This is a genomic window from Stieleria neptunia (assembly GCF_007754155.1).
Classification (GTDB): domain Bacteria; phylum Planctomycetota; class Planctomycetia; order Pirellulales; family Pirellulaceae; genus Stieleria; species Stieleria neptunia.
In genome coordinates, this window is the sequence record NZ_CP037423.1 from 4,326,060 (window position 1) to 4,348,729 (window position 22,670).

Below are 22,670 nucleotides of genomic sequence, written 5' to 3' on the forward strand. Positions count from 1 at the left end.
ATCATAATGGATCCGTCTCGCCAGCTTCACGCTCTCCGGTACTGAATTGATGATTCGTGCGCAAGTCCACCAACCCTTCTTCCGCAAATTCCTGTACGTCTTTCTCGGTTGTACCGCGTTTGCCGGATGGTGCCTGTACGACGGGTTGATCGCCTATCCCAAGAAACTGACGATCGCCGAAGCCTACGAGGGGCTGCCCGAAGAGGGACGTCGCGAAGCCTGGAAAGAACTGGCCACCGAAAAGGGCTGGCCCACGATCACACCCTCCAAAACCGCCAGTGACATCGAGCACGACATCAGTACCCAATTCATGCAGCTGATCCTCTGCATGCTGTTCGGTATCCCCGCGCTGATGATGTTCATGTCCGGTCAAGGCACCTGGATCGAAGGCGATGAAACCCTGATCCGTAACAGCAAGGGCCAGGAGGTGCCCATCGACGCGATCACCAAGATCGATAAACGAAAATGGGACGCCAAAGGGATCGCAAAAATCCACTACGAAGTCGACGGAAAGACCAAGAAGTTCGTGATGGATGATTTTAAATACGAACGCGAACCGATGGGCCAACTGATGAAATTCGCCGAAGCCAACTTGACCGAAGAACAAGTCACCGGCGATTTTCTCGAACGTGACAAAGAGCGAATCGCCCAACAACAAGCCGCCGAAGCGGAAGCGGAAGAATACGACGACGAAGCGGACTATGAAGACGAGGACGAATTCGAAGACGCGGAAGATGCCGAGTCGAAGTCAAACTCGTAGGGCATGCGGTGCATGCCACTGGTGATCGCGTGAAGTCGTGACGGCAGGTGGCAAAACGAGGGGGGCAAAACGATGATGTGGGGAGTGATGGCAATGCGTAGGGCATGCTGTGCATGCCACCCGTCACGCACAGCGTGACCTACACACTGCCGATCGTCACTTCAGACGCCACGTTTCGTCAAAGAACCCTTGTGCCTGGATGTCGCCGGCGTAGATCGAATCGTCTTCGGTCGCCACGTCCAACACCGCCCAGTCGGGCAACATCGCGATTTGACGGGAATTGCTGACGTTGGAAAACTCGCGAAACGTCATCCCGCTGTTGACGACGATGTAGCGCCGCGGGTTCAGCGGATTGGGATAGCAAAACACGGGGGCATGATGCACCGGATCAAAACTCTGGTCGCCCACACGCAGCGTCTCACGCGTCCACTGGATCGGAAGCCGGTCTGCAATGTTGAACAGAAACCGATTGCTGCTGAAGTCGCCGAAGCAGATCAGGTGGCAGGTTTCGAGGTGGTCGTCGGTCACGTCCCGGTCCAGCACGACTCGTACGTCCCCACGCATCAGTCGCGACCAACGCTGCACAAAATATTCTGACTCGCGATCGATCCAGCGTTGCACCTGACCGTGTCGTGCCGGGCGACTGGGCATGACGATCACAAAGCGGTCGCAAAAGGCATCGTCGATCGGTCCCTGCAATCCCGGTCGTTTGCGGAGCGTCATGTCGTCGTCGCGGGGCGTCGTCCACTCGCCCGACGAGTCTTTGGCCAACGTGCACTGGAATCCACGCAGGTTGCCGGCGTCTTCCACCGCATAACGCTGGCCGTCGATTTCCATCTCCACCGCGCCGCGACGGCCGGGCCAACCGGATGCGGAAAAATCAATCTCCAGATGGGTCACGCCCTCGGTCTCGATGCGAAGGCTCTCGGTTTCAAGGTTCAGTCGGGCGTTGACCGCCGCAGCCGTCCAATGTTCTTGCATCCCGGCGATGTGTAGCCATCCCGCCCGGCAGTAGCGGAGCGTGTAAGTGACGAAATCAATTTCCGTCTCCGGACCTTCATCGGCTTCGGCGGCCCACTTCGCGATCTGGGCATCGATCTGCTGTTTCGAAGGCTCGTCGATTTTGTGTCCCATCCCAGCCCCGATCACGTAGGGAAACTTCAATCCAATTTCCTCCGCGCGGGCGACGACACGGTCGGCTGCCATCTTCTGTTTGTCGACTTCGCCGCTGTAGGCGATCGTCCGGGTTCCCTTGAGGTTCCGTGTCCATGGCAAGACGTCATACCAACGCAGCAGTTTTTCGGCCGTCGCGGTGACGGGGAACGGCGTCGATTGCGTCCAACCCTGATAGCGGAGCGTGTCGACGAATCCGGCGCCGGGGTTGGCTGCCATCCAGTGAAAGGGATCGTGGACGGCCAGGTGCCAACAACCCGCGCCGCCCATCGAGAACCCGCGGATCGAAACTCGGCTTGGATCGATGGCGACGCGAGATTGGATGTCATCAATCGCTTCGTAAACATCCGTCTCGCCGGCAAACTTGAACGCGTTGCAGTGGCGACCAAACGGGTGCAGCACAATCGTCGCCTCGGGGGTGTATTGCCCGGCCTTCGTCATCCGCTCGGTCAGAAACGGCACTTCGGTTTTCGTGTCGCCGCGGCCATGCAGCCAGACGTCCATCCGCATCGGCGTTTCGGTCTGAGACATCGTGAATCCCGCCGGAACGACGATGCCGTAAGGCTGAACCGAATCATCGATGCGGGAAACGAAACCGGCGACCAGGGGCTGCGGATGGTCGTTGGCGTCGGGATCAAATCCCAGCAATTCCAATCCACGCGTTCCCGCGGACGCTGCGGTGATCCGTCGCGCGGCTTCGTCGAGCAACCGTTCCGCCGCATCGACTTCGTTCTTCTTGAAAAACAAATTCTGCTCGACCGCCAGGTGCACCGCTCGGATCAAGACGTCGACGTCGCTGCGCCACCGGGCCGCATCGTTCGATTCGGCAATGGTTCGATCGAGTTGCTGACGGATCGATTCGAGGCGTTGTTCCAGTGCGGTGCGCCGTTGCGGATCGATCTCGATGCCCGGCGGCGGCAGCGGTTTGAAAACAGGCTGCGGGGGCGTCGATTGGGCGATGCCGTCAGCGGCCAACGCCGCCGCAAGCACCAGCGCGATGATGCAGACGCAGGCCCGTCGGCTCGCGCCAGACAGTTGAGGATCCATTGCCCTCAGCCGCTTCGCGCCAGCATCCGGGCGCGTGGTGTGGTCGTGTGCCCAGGGGGTGGCCCGCATCTCAGCTGTCTCCGGCGATCTGAATGACTTGTTCCAATTGCATGACTCCATCATAGATCGATCGCCCCACGATTGCCGCCGGCATGTGCATTTCGACCAGCTTCTGAACGTCTTCGTAGGTCGTGACGCCTCCGCTGGCAACCAACGGGATGTCGGTCGCCGCCGCCATGTCCCGCAGCCCGTCAAAATTGGGGCCGCTCATCATCCCGTCACGGGCGATGTCGGTGTAGATGATCGCCGCGATGTTGGCCGTTCGCTGTCGCAGGTCTTGGGCCAATTCGATCGCCGGCGTGGAACTGGTTTCCAACCATCCGTCGGTCGCCACCATGCCGTCGCGTGCATCGATGCCGGCGGCCAATTTGCCGGGGAATGAATCGCACATCGACGCGAACCAATCGGGTTGCTTCAGCGCCGCCGATCCGACCACCAGACGTGCCAGGCCCAAGTCAAGCAACGCCTCGATCGCCGCCTGGTCCCGCACGCCGCCTCCCATTTGGCAGGGCAGGCCGGTCGCCGCGACGATCCGTGCGACCGCGTCGCGGTTGGCCGTCGGGTCATCGCCCCGGGCGGCATCCAAATCCACCAGGTGCAACCGTTTCGCCCCGGCCTGTTGCCACTGGACGGCGAACTCCACGGGGTCATCCCCGAAGACCGTTTTTCGGTCATAGTCGCCCTGCCGCAAACGGACCGGTTTTCCATGACGCAGATCGATTGCGGGCCAGATTTCCATGGTGATGTGGGACTCTCGTGTGGGATGCTTGGGTGGAAATGGCGGCATGACGCAGGCGGCTTGACCGTCGGCGTCGGCCGCTTGCAACGATACCGCACAGGCGGGTAGACTGACCAGCACAGAGCACAAACGATTGTGCAAGCGGAGGGATTGTTTGCGGTAGGGCGCGAGCCCTCCGGTCTTTCAAGGTGTTTTTGATACGCGACCGGACGGCTCGCGGGCTGTCGATTTTGTGAGCCGCGCGCCGCGTAAGCGGCCGGGCACTGCGACGTTGCCCGAGGCCTTACGGCCAGCGGCTCACCATCGACTCAGCAGAAACCGACTAAATCGACAGCCCGCTCGCGCCGTTCCGCTAACACCTTCAGAGCCAAAGTAAGCTGACGCATGTGGGCTTTCATCGACAGGCCGTTGACGCGTTCCACAACCCCCGAAACACCAGAGCTGACGTCTCACGCGTCATGAAACCACCGAATCATCGCACGCCCGACACGCCGCAGGGCTCCGCCTCTCCGGCGCCGGGGCATCCGGTGACGCTTAAAAACGTCGCGGCGCGGGCCGGTGTTAGTGTTTCAACCGCCTCGCGCGCGCTCAACGGCCAAGCGCGAAAGTATCGCATCAGCCCCACCACGGAGAAAGCGGTTCGCCAGGTCGCCGCCGACTTGGGTTTCCAAGCCAGTCAGGTGGCCCGCTCGCTCAGGCTGAAACGAAGTGGTTTGATCGGCGTGATCGTGCCGGATATCTCCAACCCGTTTTTTGCCTCGATCGCCCGTGAAGTTTCATTGGGTGTCGAAGCGCTGGGGTTCTCGGTCTTGCTGGGAGACAGTCGCGAAGAAACGGAAATCGAACAGCGTTTGGTCGATCAGTTGCGAGCCAAGCAGGTCGAGGCGTTGTTGGTTTGTCCGGTCGGTGTTGAATCGGATCATCTGGTCAAGCTGGATCGGTCGGGATTGCCGGTCGTGGTCGCCGACCGCGTGTTTGACGGAATCGAGTTGCCGAGTGTGACGTCGGACAATCGTGCAGCGGCCCGCGCGGTGGCGGAGGTTTTGATCGAGCAGGGGCATCGCAAGATCGGTGTCCTGTCGGGGATTCGCGACAGTTTGCCCGCCAAGACCCGTCTGCAAGGCTTGACCGATGCAGCCGAACAGGCGGGATTCAACCTCGATTCGTCGTCTCTGGCCGGAAACGCCTTTACCGAGCAATCCGGCTACGACGCGACGCTGGAATTGATGGATCGTGATCCCGAGATGACCGCGATCTTTGCAATGTGTACGCCGGCGGCGATCGGTTCGATGCGTGCGCTGGCCGAACGTGGCTATGCGATTCCACGCGACATGTCCATCGTCGCGTTCGATGACCATCCCTTTGCCGATCTGATGAAAACCCCGTTGACCGTTTCGGTCCAGGACATTCCCCGGCTGGGGCAACTGGCCACCGCAGTCCTGCTGAAACGCTTGGACGTGGATTCGAGCCCTCAAGCTCTGCCCCCACCGGGCACATCAGCGGACAGCCCATCCTCCGCGTCATTGTGGAAGGTCCCGACTACGCTGTTGCAGCGGTCGTCGGTCGCAGTCCCGCGTCACAAAGGCGACCGCGCCGCATCGTCGCGCGTGCAGCAAACTCGTTCTTTTTGACCGATCCCTGTGAACTCTTTTTCCGAACTCACCATCATGTCGGCCGGCTGATCATTCCATGTCTTCTCCCGTCACAACTACCCACGAACGCTCCAAACCGAAGATCGCCGTGTTGGGATCGATCAACATGGATCTGGTGATTCGCTGCGATCAGTTGCCCAGACCGGGCGAGACGGTTTCGGCACGCTCGATGTCCGAAGTCCCCGGTGGAAAGGGGGCCAATCAAGCGGTCGCGGCGGCGCGGTGCGGTGGCGCGGTGCGAATGATCGGCTGTGTCGGCGACGACGGGTTTGGTCAAAAACTGCTCAACAACCTGCTGAACGAATCGATCGATTGCAGCGCCGTCTTGACCGCCCAGGCTTGTGAAAGTGGGCTTGCGATTGTCAGCGTGGAAAACAGCGGCGAGAACGCGATCATCGTGATCCCCGGCGCCAACGCGCGGCTTTCCGCCGAAGACATCCAGCGTGCCGAATCTGCCTTCGCCGACTGTGACGTGTTGATGGTTCAATTGGAAACACCCCAGCCGACGGTGCTGGCGGGAATTCAAGCGGCCAAGCGGGCGGGCGTTAAAGTGATCCTGGATCCCGCGCCGGCGGCAACGCTCAGCGACGAACTGTTTGACGTCGACCTGATCTGTCCGAACGAATCCGAGGCCACCGCGATCGTCGGTGGCCGTTTGGAATCGATCGAAGACGCCGCGGAGATTGCCAAGCGTCTGCACGCCAAGGGGCCGGCCGCCGTCGCGATCACGTTGGCGGCCCGCGGCACGATGCTGTACGACGGCGCGACCATCGAGCTGATCCCGTCGATCAAGGTCGACGCCGTCGACACGACCGCCGCCGGTGACGCGTTTGCCGGCGCCGTGGCCGTCCGCTGGGCGGCAACCGGGTCGCTTCGCCAAGCCATCCAGTGGGCCAATCTGGCCGGCGCCCTGGCCGCGTCCCGCGCCGGGGCGCAACCGAGTTTGCCGGCCCGTCAACAAATCGATTCCGCGTCTTCGTAGTGCTTTCCTCCCCGTTTCCTTTCCCGCCAACGAGTTTCTCATGCGTCACTTCTTGTTTCCGATCCTGTTCGCCGTCGCGGTGTCGGGATGTTCGTCGAAATCCGACACCTCGACTGCCCAATCGAATTCGGACGCCACCGACGATCGTCCCAAAGTCGCGTTGATGATGAAGTCGTTGGCCAACGAGTTTTTTTCGACGATGGCCGAAGGCGCCAAGACGCATCAAAGTCAACATGCCGATGAGTATGAATTGATCGTCAACGGCATCAAAGACGAACGCGACCTGAGCCGACAAGTAGCGTTGGTCGATGAAATGGTTGCCGCCGGTGCCGATGCGATTGTGATCGCGCCGGCCGATTCCAAGGCGTTGGTCCCCTCGCTGCGAAAAGCGATCAACAAGGGCGTCGTCGTGATCAACATCGACAACCAGTTGGACGCCGAAGTGCTGGCCAGCGAAGGGGTGACGGTCCCGTTCGTCGGTCCGGACAACCAAGCCGGGGCGAAGCAGGTCGGTGACTACTTGGCCGAAAAGTTAACCGCCGGCGACAAGGTCGCAATTCTCGAAGGCATTCGGACGTCGTTCAATTCCCAACAACGAGTAGCGGGGTTCGAAGCGTCGATGAAAGCCGCCGGCGTCGAGATCGTTTCCAGCCAAAGTGCCGAGTGGGAAATGGCCAAAGCGAATTCTATCGCGGCGTCGATCTTGAGCGAGCACCCGGATATCAAAGCCATTTTGGCGGCCAACGATTCCATGGCCCTCGGCGCGATCGCCGCAGTCAAGTCGGCCGGAAAAACGGGCGACGTCCTGGTCGTCGGGTTCGACAATATCTCCGCCGTCCAACAGGCCATTCGTGATGGAAAAATCTTGGCGACGGCCGATCAGTACGGTGACAAACTGGCGGTGTTCGGGATCGAGACGGCGCTGCAATTGATCAACGGGGAAACCGACAAGCCGAGTGACGTCGAAACGCCCGTCGACCTGGTTACGGCAGAATCACTGTGAGCGTCTTGCTGGATGCCGCAGGGATGACAAAACGTTACGGCAACGTGACGGTGCTGCGCGACGTCGACTTTGATCTGCGCCGCGGCGAGATTCACGCGCTGCTCGGTGCCAACGGCGCCGGCAAGTCAACCTTGTGCAAGATGATCGCCGGGCTGACCGAGGTGACCGCCGGCGGCATGCGGATCGAAGGCGACGGGTATGCGCCGCATCACAAACAGGCCGCCGAATCGGCCGGCGTGCAGATCATCCAACAGGAATTGAATCTGATTGCGACCCTCAGCGTCGCCGAAAACCTGTTGCTGAATCGTCTGCCGTCGATCGCCGGGATCGTTTCAAGTCGCACGCTGCATCGCCAGGCTCGCGCCGCACTGGACCGGTTGCAATTGGACGACGTCGACACCCACACGGTGGTCGGAGACCTGGGCGTCGGCCGTCGGCAAATGGTGGAGATCGCCGCCGCGCTGGCCCGCGAGTGCAAGATCCTGATCTTGGACGAACCCACCGCGGCACTCAGTGGCAGCGAGACGAAGTTGTTGTTCGACCAACTCAGTCAGCTTCGCGATCGCGGCGTCGGGATGATCTACATCTCGCACCGTTTGGACGAAGTCAAACGGATCGCCGATCGAGTCACCGTGCTGCGAGACGGCCGTCACGTCGGCACCGAAGACGCCGAATCGATGAGCACCGACCAGATGGTCCAGCGGATGAGCGGCGAGCTGTCCGAGGAACGTTTCGGGGGCGAGATCCATCAACGCCCCCAGCCGTCGACCGCATTGGGCGGCGATGCCGATCGTCGCAGCAAATCGGCCGTGCTGGAGGTCCAGGGGCTTTGCTGTGGCATGGTCCGCGACGTTTCGTTTGAAGTCCTGCCCGGAGAAACGTTTGGCATCGCGGGTTTGGTCGGATCGGGGCGGACCGAATTGCTGCGCGCGATCTTTGGCGCCGATCGCGCCGAATCCGGGCACGTTTGCGTTTCGGGAAAACGTCCCACGCGGTTCGGGCATCCGTCCCAAGCGGTCGCGGCCGGCTTGGCGATGGTGACCGAAGATCGCAAGCAGAACGGATTGTTGCTGCGGCAATCGATTCGCTGCAACACGTCACTGAGTGCGATGGTCCAACGGTTTTCACGGTTCGGCGTGATCACGCCCGCACGCGAAGCGTCGGTCGCCGGGGAAATGTGTCGCGCGATGGAAACACGTTGCACCAGCATCGAACAGAGTGTGGGAACGCTCAGCGGCGGCAATCAACAAAAGGTCGCGATCGCGAAATGGCTGACCCGCGACGCCGACGTCTTTCTGTTTGATGAACCGACGCGGGGCATCGATGTCGGCGCCCGGCGAAGGATTTATGAACTGTTCGAGGAACTGGCATCGGCGGGCAAGGGGATCTTGATCGTCAGCAGTGATTTGGACGAGCTGATGGAGACCTGTGATCGGATCGCCGTGATGTCGGCCGGGCGCCTGGTGGAGACCCGCGAGCGGTCGTCGTGGAACGAAGATGCCATTTTGCAGGCGAGTTTTGCCGGGCATCGAACCAAAGAATCTCAAAGTTTAACCGGAACATGAAACAAAAGTTGACCCAATCGTTTTTGCAGTACGCCGGACTCTTGGGAGTGTTGGTGCTGCTGATCGCGGTGTTTTCGCTCAGTTCAAAGAACTTCTTTCAGACCCAGACGCTGGTCACGATTGCGAATTCCAACCCGGACCTGATCTTCGTGTCGGTCGGCATGACGTTGGTCTTGATCGTCGCCGGGATCGACTTGTCGGTCGGATCCTTGTTGGCGCTCGGATCGGCGGTGATCGGGGTGTTGATGGTGCGACACGAGTGGAGTTTGCCGGCGGCGTTTTCGGTTTGCTTGTTGGTCACGGGCTTGTGTGGTTTGTTCAACGGGTTTGTGTCGGTTTGGTTTTCGATCCCATCGTTCATCGTCAGCTTGGGCATGTTGGAGATGGCACGCGGCGGGACGAAGGTGATCACGGATTCCCAGACGATGTACATCGGCAGTCGCGTCGAAGCGTTCGGGGAACCGTTGCAAGGGGTGCCGTTGTCACCGGCGTTCCTGGTCGCGGTGATGGCGGTGATTGCGGGGCAGTTCCTGCTGACGAAAACCGTCTTCGGGCGTTATTGCGTGGCCATCGGGACAAATGAAGAAGCGGTGCGGATGAGCGGGATTCGGACGGCGCCGATCACGATCGCGGCCTTCATGATTTTGGGGCTGTTGTGCGGACTGGCGTCGCTGTCGCAAACCAGCCGATTGTCCAGTGCGGACCCCAACGCGGCGATCGGGTTAGAGCTTTCGGCGATCGCGGCTTGTGTGATCGGCGGGACCAGTTTGATGGGCGGACGCGGCAGCGTGGTCGCGTCCTTCATCGGCGTCTTGATCATCGCCGTGCTGCAATCCGGCCTGGCGCAGCTGGGCGTCGAAGACGCCATCAAACAACTGATCACCGGAGCCGTCATCATCACCGCCGTCCTCCTCGACGCCCTCCGAGTCCGCTGGGGAAAAAAATCGGGGTGAAGACAAGTAGACAAGAAAATGGGTGACAAGAAAATGTTGCTGCTCGGCTCAGGACCGTCGGATCGTTTGAAACGTCACGGTGTCGCTTGAGATGTTCAGCCACTGCACGACAGGAATTTTGACGTAGCGAAGGAATCGGCGGATGTTTTCCAGGAAAGATTGCTTGTGTTTGTTGAGTGCGGTGACTTTGACGATGGAGCCTTCCGGGGTGATCCGTGTTTTCTGATTTCCGAGGAATTGGCGTCCGCAATGGACGGCTACTTCTTGCAGCGTCTTTTCAGCTCCGCCAAAGATGTGTTCCGTCGCTGATTCGTACAGATGCAAATCCAACCCCGTACCCCAGTCGCGTAGGGCGGCGACCATGAACTCTGTCCAGTCCTGTTCCGACTGGCCTTGTGGGATGAAGTCACTTCGATGGAGAGCAAACGATTGTCTCTGTTTTCGGCTGAGCGGAGAATTCACGAATTCGTGCTCTATGGTCTCGGGACGCAAGTTGACGAGTTTTCCCCGCTCGAGTTCACAGAGCATGAGGTAATTGAGCAATTGTGCTCGGTGCCTTGAATTGAGACGCTGCACCGCTTTCCACTCAAAGACAGCCACGGCGTCAAAGACAGTGTCGAGATAGTACTCCTGTCTAAACTGGTCCTGCGAAACGATGATCGGGACTTCTACTTGTGTCTGTGGAAAGCTCTCACAAATCTTCTTCTGATAGATCAGTTCTCGGAAGAACGGTCCCATCGTCTTCCGGACTGCAAACACACGCCCCATTACCTTGTAACAGACGTCCGCAAAAACCTGCTCCTCGACCGCGCGAACTTCGCCCAAAACCTCAACCGGCATCACTTCGATCCTCCAAGCACCATTTTCTTGTCACCCATTTTCCTGTCTACCTTCCCCTGTCTCCCCATTTTTCTGCCCCCCATTTTTCTGCCATCTTCCCTTCACCCTTCCCCGCGTCCCATCTCCGTCGCCAGCACCTTCCCTGTCTCACTCTCCGTGGACGCTGCGATCTCCGCCGGAGTGCCTGCGGCGACGACCCTGCCTCCTGCGTCTCCGGCGCCGGGGCCGAGATCGATCAGGTGGTCGGCCGAGAGCATCAGTAGCGGGTTGTGTTCGACGACCAGCAACGAGTGTCCGTCTGCGATCAGGGCGTCGAAGCAATCGACCAATCGGATCAGATCGTCAAAGTGCAGGCCGGTGGTCGGTTCGTCCATCACGAACAGCGTGCGTTTGCGTTTGGCCGACGCCAGGAACGCGGCCAGTTTCAAACGTTGGCCTTCGCCGCTGGACAGGGTCGTCGCGGATTGGCCCAGTGACAGATAGCCCAGCCCGACATCGATCATGCGTTTCAGCCGCGCCTGAACCTTGTCGGCCCCTCGGAAAAACGCGTAGGCTTCGCGGGCGCTCATCGCCAGCACGTCGGCGATCGAGCGGTCGCGATAGCGGGCCTTCAAGATGTCATCGCGGAACCGCGTGCCGCGACATTCCGGGCACTGCATCGAAACGTCCGCCAGGAATTGCATGTCGATTTCCAGCACGCCGGCGCCTTCGCATTCCGGGCACCGTCCCTTGTCGTTGTTGAACGTGAAGTGGCTCGGGGTCAGCCCGCGGGCACGCGCCTCGACGCTGTCGGCAAACACCTTGCGAATCGGATCGAACGCCTTTAGGTAGGTCACCGGGCAGCTGCGGGGAGAGCGGCTGATCGGCGATTGATCGACCGACACGCAGTCCTGGATCTGGCCCAGTCCGGTGATCGATTGATACGGCAGCGGCTTGGCGGCCTGGTGCAGTTTCTCGTGCCGGATCGCTTCGAACAGTGTGTCCTGGACGAGCGAGCTTTTCCCGCTGCCGGAAACTCCGGTGACGACGCACAGCACGCCCAACGGAAAATCGACGGTCAAGTCTTGCAGATTGTGTCCCCGCGCCCCCCGCAACGTGATCCGGCCCTGTGATGGACGCGGGGCGTGGTGTCGCAAGGTGGAGCCGCGGCGTCCCGACAGGAATTGTCCGGTCAGCGAATCGCGGTTGCGGAGCATCTGCTTGGGCGTTCCTTCAAACACGATCCGGCCGCCGTCGCTGCCCGCCCCCGGACCGATCTCGACGACGCGATCGGCGGTTTCGATCATCGTTTCATTGTGCTCGACGACGATCACGGTGTTGCCGCGATCCCGCAGTGCGGCGATCGAATCGGCCAGCCGGCCGACATCCTTGGGGTGCAGCCCCGCGGTCGGCTCGTCCAGGACGTACAGCATGTTGACCAGGTTGCCGCCCAGGGCCGCGGTCAATGCGACCCGTTGGGTTTCGCCGCCGGACAGGGTTCGCAAGGGGCGATCGAGTTGCAGATAGCCCAGGCCGACCGATTGCAAGTAGCCGATTCGATCGCAGATTTGTCGCAGCGGTTCGGCGGCGATCTCGCGCTGCCGCGTCCCCAGCGGGGCTTGGCGAAAAAACTCGGCGGCGGCCAAACCCGACATTTCCAGCAGGTCCGCGATCGTTCGGTCGGCGATCTTGTAGGCCAGCGCCGCTGCGTTGTAGCGCCGGCCGTGACAGGCGTCGCAGGTTCGATAGCTGCGATAGCGGCTGGCAAAGATGCGGATGTGCATCTTGTATTTCTTGCGATCCAGCCACGCGAAAAAAACATCCAGTCCGCCAAAATTCCGCTCGGGGACACCGCGCTGGATCAACTTCAAATGCTTTTTCTTGAGCTTGGCGAAGGGCACGTCGGTCGGCAGGTCATAGTCGTCGGCCAGCTCCAGCAATTCCTCCAGCTCGTGTTGATAGGAGGGCGTGTTCCAGGGCGCGATCGCACCTTCGGCGATCGACAGCGACGGGTCGGGCACGACCAAGTCCATGTCCACGTCGACCAGCTCGCCGAACCCTTCGCATCGTTCACAGGCCCCCAGCGGGTTGTTGAAATTGAACAGTCGGGGGACGGGATCGGGGTAATCCAAGTCGCACTGATCACAGCGGCGTTGATCGCTGATCACCCGCTGCATCCAGTCGCGGCCATCGATCTCGGTGATTCGGCCCGCGGGTGTTTGTGCGGTTGCCGGCGATGCGGATTCCGTCAGCACGACCGCCCGGCCGTGCCCTTCACCCATGGCGGTTTCCAGCGATTCGGTCAACCGCGACAGCTCGGTGTCCGCAGAAACGCGGTCGACCACCACGATGCATTCCGCTCCCCCGCGTCCGATCTTCTTGGCCAACGCGGCTCGATCGGAATCCGACAGATGAAACGTCTGGCCGCGGACGATCAAACGCAGGTACCCGGCCCGTTGCAGCCCCAGCAGAATCTCGCTGCCGGATTTTCGATTGGGCAGGTGGACTTGGAACCCGATCATCGCGCGACCCGGGGATGCGGCCAGTTCTTCGGCAATGGTGGTGGGATCGTCCGCGGAGACCTCGCGGCCGCATCCGGTGCAGTACAGGGTGGCGCACTTGGCGAACAGCAACCGCAAGTGGTCGGCGATCTCGGTCGCGGTCCCCACGGTGCTGCGATTGGTTTTGGAGCCGCCGGCGCGCGTCACCGCGACCGCCGGGGGAATGCCGGTGATCGAGTCGCAGTCGGGTTTGTCGAGCCGCTGCAGAAATTGCCGCGTGTAGGCCGAAAAGCTCTCGATGTAGCAGCGTTGGCCTTCGGCATACAGCGTGTCGAGGGCCAGCGAAGTTTTACCGCTGCCGGACAGGCCGCAAAACGCGATCAGTTTGCCGCGGGGCAGGTCCAGATCGACGTCGCGAAGGTTGTGGACCCGGCAACCGCGGACGGAGATCAGGTTGGCAGCGGCAGAGCGAGAGGGGGCAGATGGGGAGGACAAGGGGGCAGTGGGGGCGTGGTTGAAGTGAAGCGAGGGCTGATTGGAAAGTGTAGCGCATCGGCCGCCGCTGACGACCGGCATGCGCTGGTGTGCAGGCTTCAGCCGCCTCATTTCGCTGCTCCGCAGCGAGCGAATTTCGGAGTACGATGGCCCTTCCGGGCCGTCGTCCGTAGGGCTCGCCCCGACGACCTAGAAAGGACGTCGTACAACGATCCGCTCACCGCGACACACTCAATCGACCAGATCGTTGGTCTTTATCACGTTCCGCGTCTTCCCTAAGCTGGGCGATCCCTTCAGCCGCCGGATCACATCGCGCTGTTTGTTGAACCCCGCTGGGGTTCCGATTTCCCTTTTCAACCCCACCCGGGGTGCGCTTCGCGACCCCGGGCTGTGTTGTGGAACCGCTCTGCGGTTTAGCGCTGATCGACGTTCACCCCTCGCGAAGCGAACCGTTCGGGCGAAATGACGACAGTTCTTTTCGCTGGCGATGACCGGTTTCGGGTGTGGGATGGTATCCTGTGTCATGTGCGGACAGGACCGGATGAACAGGATTCATCCGTCGGCACCCTTTTCCACCGTTCAACGATCCCTCCCAAAGCGCTAACGAAGGCGAAACCATGGGCCAAGCTATTCAAGAATTCACCGATCTGCTGCTTCGTCAAGGCATCATCAGCTTGGACCAGCTCTCCGAAGCGGAACAGGTCTCCCGTGACACCTCGACCGATGTCGGCGACATTCTGGTCCAAATGGAATATGCCACGCCCGAGGAAGTCGCCCGGGCGATGGCCAAGTTCCACAAAATTCCCTTCGTCGACCTGCGGGAAGCACGCATCGGCGAAGACGTGATCGAACTGGTCCCCGAATCGGTCGCCCGGGAAAACATGGTGCTGCCCTACAGCGTCGAAGACGGCGCGCTGCGGATCCTGATCGCCGACCCCTTCGATCTGGAAACGATCGAAAAGCTGCGGTTCATCCTGAACCGCAAAATCGAAACCGCTTTGGCCCCCAAAGAGGCGATTCAGGGGGCGATCAACCAGTACTACGGGCAGGTCGAAGGGGAATCGGCTGACTCGATGTTGCAGGAGTTCACCGACACGGCGATCGACTTCACCGAAACCGAATCGGGCGACTCGGCCGAGAACGCCGAAGACGCCGATGACAGCAGCGCGCCGGTGATCAAATTGGTCAACCTGATGATCCAGGAAGCCGTCCAGCTTCGCGCCAGCGACATCCACGTCGAACCGTTCGAAGAGCGGGTGCGGATCCGTTATCGAATTGACGGCGTTTGTGTCGAACGGGAAAGCGCCCCGCGGCGGATGCTGTCGGCATTGATCGCCCGCATCAAGATTCTGTCCAAAATCGACATCTCGGAAAAACGGCGGCCGACCGACGGACGGATCAAAATCACGGTGGGGGACAAACAGCTCGATTTGCGGGTCAGTATCATCCCCACCAACCACGGCCAGTCCTGCGTGATGCGGCTGTTGGACAAGGACAACATCAAGGTCGGGGTGCGGCAGTTGGGACTCAACCAACGCGACTACCGGACCTTCAATTCACTGATCCGGCGGCCCAACGGGATCATCCTGGTGACCGGCCCAACGGGTTCGGGAAAAACGACCACCCTGTACGCGGCGCTCAACGCGCTGAACCGGCCCGACCGCAAGGTGATCACCGCGGAAGACCCCGTGGAGTACTACCTGCCGGGGATTAATCAGGTCGAAGTCCGGCACTCGATCGGACTCGATTTCTCACGCATCATCCGCTCCATGCTGCGTCAGGCCCCCAACATCATCCTGGTCGGCGAGATGCGTGACCACGAGACCGCATCGATGGGAATCCAGGCTTCACTGACTGGACACCTGGTTTTTAGTACTCTGCATACGAACGATGCGCCCAGTTCTATTAGCCGAATGGTGGACATCGGTGTACCCGGCTACATGGTGGCCAGTTCGGTCATCGCGATCTTGGCCCAGCGGCTGGTGCGGACGATTTGCCCGCGCTGCAAGGTCCGCTACCAGCCCACCGAATCGGTCATCGCCGACTCCATGTTGCCGCCCGAAATGATCGCCCAAGGGGAGTTCTCTCGGGGAAAGGGCTGCCCCTACTGTGGACGGACCGGCTACCGCGGCCGAATCGGCATCTACGAGCTGATGGTCGTCAACGGCAAGCTGCGTGAGATGATGTTCCGCGGGGCGGACACCAAGGAGCTCCGTATCGAAGCGATAAACAGTGGCATGTCAACACTTTACGCCGACGGCATGCTGAAGGTGATCCGCGGGATCACGACCTTTGAAGAGGTCTATCGGGTGGCCAAGCAGACCGAGCAGGAGCGGCTGGCGCTGAATCACTTGGTCAGCGATTTGGATTCGCTCTAAGCCGCCAGAATCGGCCGTTCGGGGCAATCCGACCGCTTTGGCGAGCGGTTCGGTTTTGCTCGCAATTCGGCCGTCGTTTCCTGGCGTCCCGCTTGCCCACGCTGCCGCCAACGGCGTCGACTGGGAGCAGGACCGATCCGCTGGGAATCGACAGCGGTCGCCAATCCACCCGTTCGGTTCTTCCGGGGGGGCCTTGGCAAAAAGTTTCGCGCCGCTGGCGAAGTTTTTTGAAGTTTTCGCGTCGGGCGGACATAATGCCTGCACTTCGGGGAAAACTTGTTCTACTTCTCGCCATCACAACGATCCCCTGGAGTGGCCGACTCGAGTGTTCGGCTCGAGTGGCCGGCTTGAGTGGTCCGTGCGGATCCGCGGACCTCTCCGCCGACCCACCACGGCCACGACACCCAGAGAAAAATGATTCTTCTCGCAACTGAGGTAAACCAGCGATGGCAACCGTGCTGATCGACAAACTGCTCCACGCAGCAATCAAACAAGGCGTCAGCGACATTCACATTGTCGTCGGTCAGCCACCGGTGTTCCGTTTGCACGGGCGGATGCGCAAGCTGGAAACGAAGACGCTCGAAGGCGAAGACGCGGTCGCGCTGATGAAGTCGATCACGCCGGAACGTTGTCAGCGTGAATTGCAGGAATCGGGCAGCACCGACTTCGGGTTCGCCTTTGGAGAGATGGCCCGCTTTCGGGTCTCGGTCTTCAAGCAACGCGGTTTCATTTCGATGGTGTTGCGGCAGATCCCCAACGACAAACTCACGCCGGAGCAATTGGGGCTGCCCGAGGCTGTCGTCAAATTGACTCACCGGCCGCGGGGGCTGTTTCTGGTGACCGGCCCGACGGGTTCGGGGAAGTCGACGACCTTGGCCAGTCTGATCAACCTGCTCAACGAAACGGTGGACCACCACATCATCACGATCGAGGACCCGATCGAGTTTTATCACGACCACAAGATGAGCACGATCAACCAGCGTGAAGTTGGGGTGGACGTGCCGAGTTTCTCCGAAGCGATTCGACGCGCATTGCGGCAGGACCCCGACGTGATCCTGGTCGGCGAGCTGCGTGACTTGGAGACGATCGAAGCGGCGATCAGTGCGGCTGAAACGGGGCACGTGGTGTTCGGCACGCTGCACACCAACAGTGCCCAGGGCACCGTCAACCGGATCATCGACGCTTTCCCGGGGAACCTGCAGGACCAGATTCGGACCCAGTTGGCCAGTACGTTGATCGGCGTCGTCGCCCAGACGCTGCTGCCCAAGATCGGCGGCGGACGCTGTGCGGCCTATGAAGTGTTGGTGGTCACCCCGGGGGTTTCCAACCTGATTCGCGAAAACAAGACCTTTCGGATCAGCAGTGCGATGCAGACCGGTGCCAAGTTCGGGATGCAATTGATGGACGACGCCTTGTTCCTGCACTGGAAGAATGAACTGGTGAGCGTCGAAGACGCGTTGGCCAAGGCGCATCGTCCGGATGATTTGGCCAAACGCATCGTCCAAGCCCGACGCGGTTTGGACGATTCACCGGTCCCGATTGGTGACGAAGACTAACGCGACGGTCCCCAGCAGATGAACAGCCGCTTCAGCAGATGAAGCAATGGCGGAACGCTGCACCCGCAGCGGTCTCCGCCCCCACGACAAGATTCTCGTTTCCTCCTTTTCAAGCAACACACCCATGGCACAGCGTCGCATTGGACAGATCCTGGTCGACCTTGGTTTCCTGACCGACGAACAACGCGACATTGTGTTGGAGGAACAGGAGCAGCAGCCCGGCGCGCTGTTCGGGAAAGTGGCCGAAGACATGCAGTTGATCACCGAAGATCAGCTCGTCCAAGGCTTGGCCGAGCAGATGTCGATGCAGACGATCTCGCTGGAGGAGATTCAGCTCGATCCGGAGCTGGTGGAGAAGTTGACCGAAACGATGGCCCAGCTGTATCGCGTGGTGCCGATTCGATTCGAAGGCAATCAGCTGACCGTCGCGACGTGCGACCCCCAGAACTTGAGCGTCCAAGACGAGCTGCGGACGTTTCTCGGTTACGACATCGAGGTCCTGGTGGCGACCGAACGCGACATCAACACGACGATCGGACGCTACTATGACAGCGAAGCGGAGAGCGTGGAAAAGCTGGTCGCCGAACTGGCCGAAGACGAGGAATTGAAGGCGGCCGTGTCGGCGCTGGAGAGTGAAAAATTCAACATCACCGACGCCGAGGCGTTGGCCGATTCGGCGCCGGTCCGCAAGCTGTTGAACATGGTGTTGTTGTTGGCGATCAAGGACCACGCCAGTGACATCCACCTGGAACCGTTCGAGGACGAGTTTCGGATCCGGATCAAAGCCGAAGGCGTGTTGTACGAAATGGTTCCGCCGCCGCGGCACTTGGCGTTCGCGATCACGACCCGCATCAAGGTGATGGCCAACCTGGACATCGCCGAGCGACGGTTGCCGCAGGACGGTCGGATCGAGCTGATGGTCGGCGGTCACCCGGTCGACCTTCGCGTCAGCGTGTTGCCGACCATCTTTGGCGAAAGCGTCGTCATGCGGGTGCTGGACCGATCGGTCGTGAACCTGTCGCTGGACAACGTCGGCATGGACGAGGCGATGATGAAGAAGTTTCGCCACGCGATCGATCGTCCCAACGGCATCATTCTGGTGACCGGGCCGACCGGTAGCGGAAAGACGACGACGTTGTATTCGACGTTGTCGGAAATGAACGACATCAAGGACAAATTGATCACGACCGAAGACCCGGTCGAGTACGACATCGACGGCATCATCCAGATCCCGATCGACCACGACGCCGGCGTCACCTTTGCCAGCTGTTTGCGGGCGATCTTGCGGCAAGACCCCGACATCATCCTGGTCGGCGAGATCCGTGACTTGGAGACCGCCGAAATCGCCATCCAGGCCGCGTTGACCGGGCACCTGGTGTTCAGCACCCTGCACACCAACAGCGCCCCGGCGACGGTGACGCGTTTGAAAGACATGGGGATCCCGGCGTTCATGACGTGCGCGACCGTCGAAGCGATTTTGGCCCAGCGGCTGGTCCGGCGGATCTGTCAGAAATGCCGCGAAGAAACCAAGGCCAACGTCGAGCTGCTGTACCAGCTGGGGATGAAGCCGGAAGACGTCAGCGGCAGAAAGTTCTTCCGCGGCACCGGATGCGACCAGTGCAACAACACCGGCTACAAGGGCCGGATCGCGTTGTTCGAATTGATGATCTTGAACGACAAGATTCGCGAGATGGTAATGGGCAACGCGTCGACCGATGAATTGCGAGATGAAGCGGCCAAGGACGGCATGACGACGCTCCGCGAAGCGGGGATGACGATGGCCTATGACGGGATCACCACGTTGGACGAAGTCGTCCGCGAGACGGTTTCCGAATAAGCCCAGTAATAAGCTCAGTGGCGTGCCGCCGCACGGGCGACGGGCAGGCCGATTTGAGCAAACATTTTTAAGCATCACTTTTTAAAGAGACGGCCGGTGCCGTGCCGCAACGCAGTACGCGTTGGGCAGGGATCCGGCTTACCGCCGAGGGCTACCGAGAATGCCTACCTATCAATTCGAAGCAATGGACGCGGCCGGACAAGAGATCCGGGATGAGATCGATGCCGCGAGCGAAGAGGAGGCGCAAACCACGATTCGCCAGATGGGATACTTCGTCACGAAGATCTCCGTCAAAAAACAGGCGGCGGCCGGCGGTGCCAAGAAGAAGGGCAAACGCGGCTTTGCGATCGGCGGTGCCAAGACCAAACACATCTGCGCCTTCACCCGTCAGCTGTCGATTCTGCAGGACGCCGGGCTGCCGATTCTGCGCTCGCTGAAAATCCTCGAAAACAACCAGAAGCCGGGCAAATTGAAGTTCGCCCTGATGGACGTCTGTGATGAGATCGAAGGCGGGGCGACGCTCAGCGAAGCGATGTCCAAGTCGCCCAAGATTTTCAGCCGGTTGTACGTCAACATGATCAAGGCCGGTGAGGCCGGCGGTGCGTTGGAAACGATTTTGCAGCGGTTGGCGGAGTTCCTCGAACGCGCCGAATCGCTCAAACGCAAGGTCAAGGGTGCGTTGATCTATCCGATCGTCGTCGCGATCGTCGCGATCTTGATCCTGACCGGGATCATGATCTTCATCGTGCCGACGTTCGAAGAGATGTTCGAAGAGTTCGAATTGAAGCTGCCCGCGCCGACACTGTTGCTGATCGCGATGAGCAACTACATGGCCAGTTATTGGTGGCTGTTGATCGTGATGCCGATCATGTTTCTGTTGTTCATCAAACTGATGCGCAAGTTCCGTCACGGGCGGACCGGGTTTGACATGTTCATCATCAAAATTCCGATCTTCGGCGGCTTGTTGGAAAAGAACATTTTGGCCCGGACGACGCGAACGCTGGGGACGCTGGTCAGTAGCGGTGTTCCGATTTTGGAGGCGCTTGCGATCACGCGGGAGACGGCGGGCAACGCGGTGTTCGAGAAACTGTTCACCAAGGTCAACGAGGCGGTGCGCGAGGGGGAAGTGATCAGCAAGCCGCTGCGGGAGGAGAGCCGGCTGGGATTCCATCCGATGGCGGTGTTCTTCTTTGCCATCTTCGGCGCGTTCCCGGGTTTGTTGCTGTTGTCGGTGGCGATCACCAGCAGCGGGACGAAGCTGGATGACGGCGTGATGGTCCAGACGTTGACCTTCATCGCGGCCTACGCGATCGGCGGCGGGGCGGTCGGCGCCGGACTGTTCTATGCCTTGAAAATCAAAACCCGCGTCGTCAACGACCTGGTCGTCAACATGGTCGACGTCGGCGAGGAGACCGGTGAGCTTGACACGATGTTGTACAAGGTCGCCGACCAATATGACGAAGAAGTCCGCACGATGACCGACGGCCTGACGGCGTTGATCGAACCGTTGATGATCGTGTTCCTGGGGGTCACGGTCGGTTTTATCGTGATCAGTTTGTTCATGCCGTTGATCAGTTTGATCACCAGCCTGTCCAATTAACCAAGTGGGATAGGCTTCCAGCCTGTCAAACCAACCCCGTACGACGGGTCTTCCGACCCGTCGCCGCAACCGTAAACCGTACGACTGGTCTTCCGGCCCGTCACCACAACCGTACGACGGGTCTTCTGACCCGTCGCCCCGAAAGCCGCCCGGCGTTCCCGCCGATCGGTCCCATCGACCCGCCGCACGACGGCGAGCGAGTCACCCGACAACGACCCGACGGCCAACCGAGCCGTGTAAACCATCGAGTAATCCATCGAGCGGAACCGAACGATGATCAAACGAATGAACAACCAACGAAGCGGCGCGCACCGAAGCGGATTCACGCTCGTCGAATTACTGGTGGTGATCACCATCATCGCCGCCCTCGCCGGCCTGGCCATCCCCGCCGTCGGCGTGGTGATGAAATCGGTGCGTCAGTCTGCGATGAAGGCAGAGATCTCGGTCATCGAAACCGGAATCGATGCGTACTACACCAAGCACAACGACTACCCGCCGGATTTCTCGGACTGGAACCTCGTCAAGCGGCACTACTTGAAAATTTTTCCCGACATCGCCAACAGCGAGTTGAATCTGCTGTTTGCGTTGTGCGACACGTTTCCGGACAACGACCCCACAGCGGTTCCCCCGACCAGTCCTGCTCCGACTTATGACCCCTTTGTAATGGATCGTGCGGAAGCGTTGGTGTGGTCGTTGGGCGGATTCAGCAGCGATCCCCAGTACCCGTTCACGGGCAGTGGTGGGCCGCTTGAACTGCCGCCGGCGATCGTCATTGACGGGACGGTCACCGCGACCAATCCGGCCATCGCGTCACACTACCAGTATCGTGCGGTACGCAACGCACCCTTCATCGACTTTGAACCGACGCGACTTCTGTTGCGCTCGATGTCATCGCCGACCGGACCGTCCTACAATTCGGGCTCTGGGGCGTACGATCGAAACGTCAGCACCGACGAGCCTCGGAACATCACCGGTGGCTTCCCCGCCCTGTACCAGACGCCGGACATTTTCCCGTCCTACGTGCTTCGCGAGGGGCACAAGCCGGTCGTCTACTTCGATTCGCGAACCTACGCCTGGAACAACGGCAACACGGCGGCCCCGATCGTGTTCAACGCCTACGTTTCCTACGAAAATGATTCGAATATCGGAAGCTTGGATCCGGACACCATCGACGGAATTCGTCCGGTTTACACGCCCCAGCCGAACACGCCGCCGGCGAGTGGATATGCCGCAACCTATGGTGCATCGGCCGCGTCGTGGCAATTCGCCAACCCGAGTTCGTTTCAGATTCTTGCACCGGGTTTGGACGGGCGTTTCGGATACCTGTTGGACGCCGATGGCGGAGGTCCGTCGAACGCGGCACCTGTTTTTTGGCGGACCGACGGGGCGCTGATGAGTTTGGTTGTCGGCGGTGCGGCACAACCGATGACCGGGGTTTCTCGATTCGACATCACCGGCTTCGTCTCAAGTGCGAGCAACAGCATGCGAGACAACCAGTCGAACTTTACAGCCAAGACTTTTGAAAACGAGTTGCCGTGATGCATATCGCG

15 protein-coding genes are annotated in these 22,670 nt (G+C 60.3%); 11 read left to right on the top strand and 4 right to left on the bottom strand.

From position 1 onward, the window contains the following. Positions 1 to 49: 49 nt before the first annotated feature. Positions 50 to 760: a hypothetical protein gene (locus tag Enr13x_RS15020; protein ID WP_145387362.1), complete on the top strand. Its 711-nt coding sequence runs from the start codon at positions 50 to 52 to the stop codon at positions 758 to 760. Between the two features lie 156 nt (positions 761 to 916). Here the strand turns inward: Enr13x_RS15020 and Enr13x_RS15025 are convergent, their stop codons facing one another. Next, entirely contained in the window at positions 917 to 2,980 is a 2,064-nt protein-coding gene (locus Enr13x_RS15025) for a prolyl oligopeptidase family serine peptidase (RefSeq protein ID WP_197456044.1), read from the bottom strand. A gap of 70 nt (positions 2,981 to 3,050) precedes the next feature. Continuing rightward, a complete protein-coding gene (hisA, locus tag Enr13x_RS15030; protein ID WP_145387366.1) occupies positions 3,051 to 3,779 on the bottom strand; it encodes a 1-(5-phosphoribosyl)-5-[(5-phosphoribosylamino)methylideneamino]imidazole-4-carboxamide isomerase in 729 nt (242 codons plus the stop codon). 458 nt (positions 3,780 to 4,237) lie between these two features. On the opposite strand from hisA, the gene Enr13x_RS15035 reads away from it, so the two are divergent. The 5 genes from Enr13x_RS15035 to Enr13x_RS15055 are packed head-to-tail and all read left to right on the top strand — an operon-like array spanning position 4,238 to position 9,934. Further along, positions 4,238 to 5,410 carry a LacI family DNA-binding transcriptional regulator gene (locus Enr13x_RS15035; protein ID WP_145387368.1) on the top strand — a complete coding sequence of 391 codons (1,173 nt, stop codon included), beginning with the start codon at positions 4,238 to 4,240 and terminating at the stop codon, positions 5,408 to 5,410. Positions 5,411 to 5,468: 58 nt separating this feature from the next. Continuing rightward, positions 5,469 to 6,413: a ribokinase gene (gene rbsK / locus Enr13x_RS15040; RefSeq protein WP_145387370.1), complete on the top strand. Its 945-nt coding sequence runs from the start codon at positions 5,469 to 5,471 to the stop codon at positions 6,411 to 6,413. A gap of 40 nt (positions 6,414 to 6,453) precedes the next feature. Next, entirely contained in the window at positions 6,454 to 7,416 is a 963-nt protein-coding gene (locus tag Enr13x_RS15045; protein WP_145387372.1) for a sugar ABC transporter substrate-binding protein, read from the top strand. Between the two features lie 23 nt (positions 7,417 to 7,439). Further along, a complete protein-coding gene (locus tag Enr13x_RS15050; RefSeq protein ID WP_145387375.1) occupies positions 7,440 to 8,981 on the top strand; it encodes a sugar ABC transporter ATP-binding protein in 1,542 nt (513 codons plus the stop codon). Next, entirely contained in the window at positions 8,978 to 9,934 is a 957-nt protein-coding gene (locus tag Enr13x_RS15055; RefSeq protein ID WP_145387377.1) for an ABC transporter permease, read from the top strand. The genes Enr13x_RS15050 and Enr13x_RS15055 overlap by 4 nt, the downstream gene beginning before the upstream one ends. Before the next feature lie 48 nt (positions 9,935 to 9,982). Here Enr13x_RS15055 and Enr13x_RS15060 read toward each other — a convergent pair whose 3' ends face one another. Then, positions 9,983 to 10,774, bottom strand: a complete 792-nt coding sequence (locus Enr13x_RS15060) for a GxxExxY protein (RefSeq protein ID WP_145387379.1) — start codon at positions 10,772 to 10,774, stop codon at positions 9,983 to 9,985. Between the two features lie 101 nt (positions 10,775 to 10,875). Then, positions 10,876 to 13,830, bottom strand: coding sequence for an excinuclease ABC subunit UvrA (gene uvrA, locus Enr13x_RS15065; RefSeq protein WP_145392358.1), 2,955 nt, complete (start codon positions 13,828 to 13,830; stop codon positions 10,876 to 10,878). Positions 13,831 to 14,366: 536 nt separating this feature from the next. Here uvrA and Enr13x_RS15070 point away from each other — a divergent pair. From Enr13x_RS15070 to Enr13x_RS15090, 5 genes are all read left to right on the top strand, one after another. Continuing rightward, positions 14,367 to 16,127 (top strand): GspE/PulE family protein, encoded by a 1,761-nt coding sequence (locus Enr13x_RS15070; protein WP_145387381.1) that lies wholly within the window; start codon positions 14,367 to 14,369, stop codon positions 16,125 to 16,127. A gap of 446 nt (positions 16,128 to 16,573) precedes the next feature. Continuing rightward, positions 16,574 to 17,683 carry a type IV pilus twitching motility protein PilT gene (locus Enr13x_RS15075; RefSeq protein WP_145387382.1) on the top strand — a complete coding sequence of 370 codons (1,110 nt, stop codon included), beginning with the start codon at positions 16,574 to 16,576 and terminating at the stop codon, positions 17,681 to 17,683. 124 nt (positions 17,684 to 17,807) lie between these two features. Further along, complete coding sequence (locus Enr13x_RS15080; protein ID WP_145387384.1) at positions 17,808 to 19,520, top strand: GspE/PulE family protein; 1,713 nt, start codon at positions 17,808 to 17,810, stop codon at positions 19,518 to 19,520. 160 nt (positions 19,521 to 19,680) lie between these two features. Next, positions 19,681 to 21,120 (top strand): type II secretion system F family protein, encoded by a 1,440-nt coding sequence (locus tag Enr13x_RS15085; RefSeq protein WP_145387386.1) that lies wholly within the window; start codon positions 19,681 to 19,683, stop codon positions 21,118 to 21,120. A gap of 285 nt (positions 21,121 to 21,405) precedes the next feature. Beyond that, the gene (locus Enr13x_RS15090; RefSeq protein WP_231744308.1) at positions 21,406 to 22,659 is read left to right on the top strand and encodes a type II secretion system protein; all 1,254 of its coding nucleotides are present in this window, start codon (positions 21,406 to 21,408) and stop codon (positions 22,657 to 22,659) included. The last annotated feature ends 11 nt before the right edge of the window (positions 22,660 to 22,670 follow it).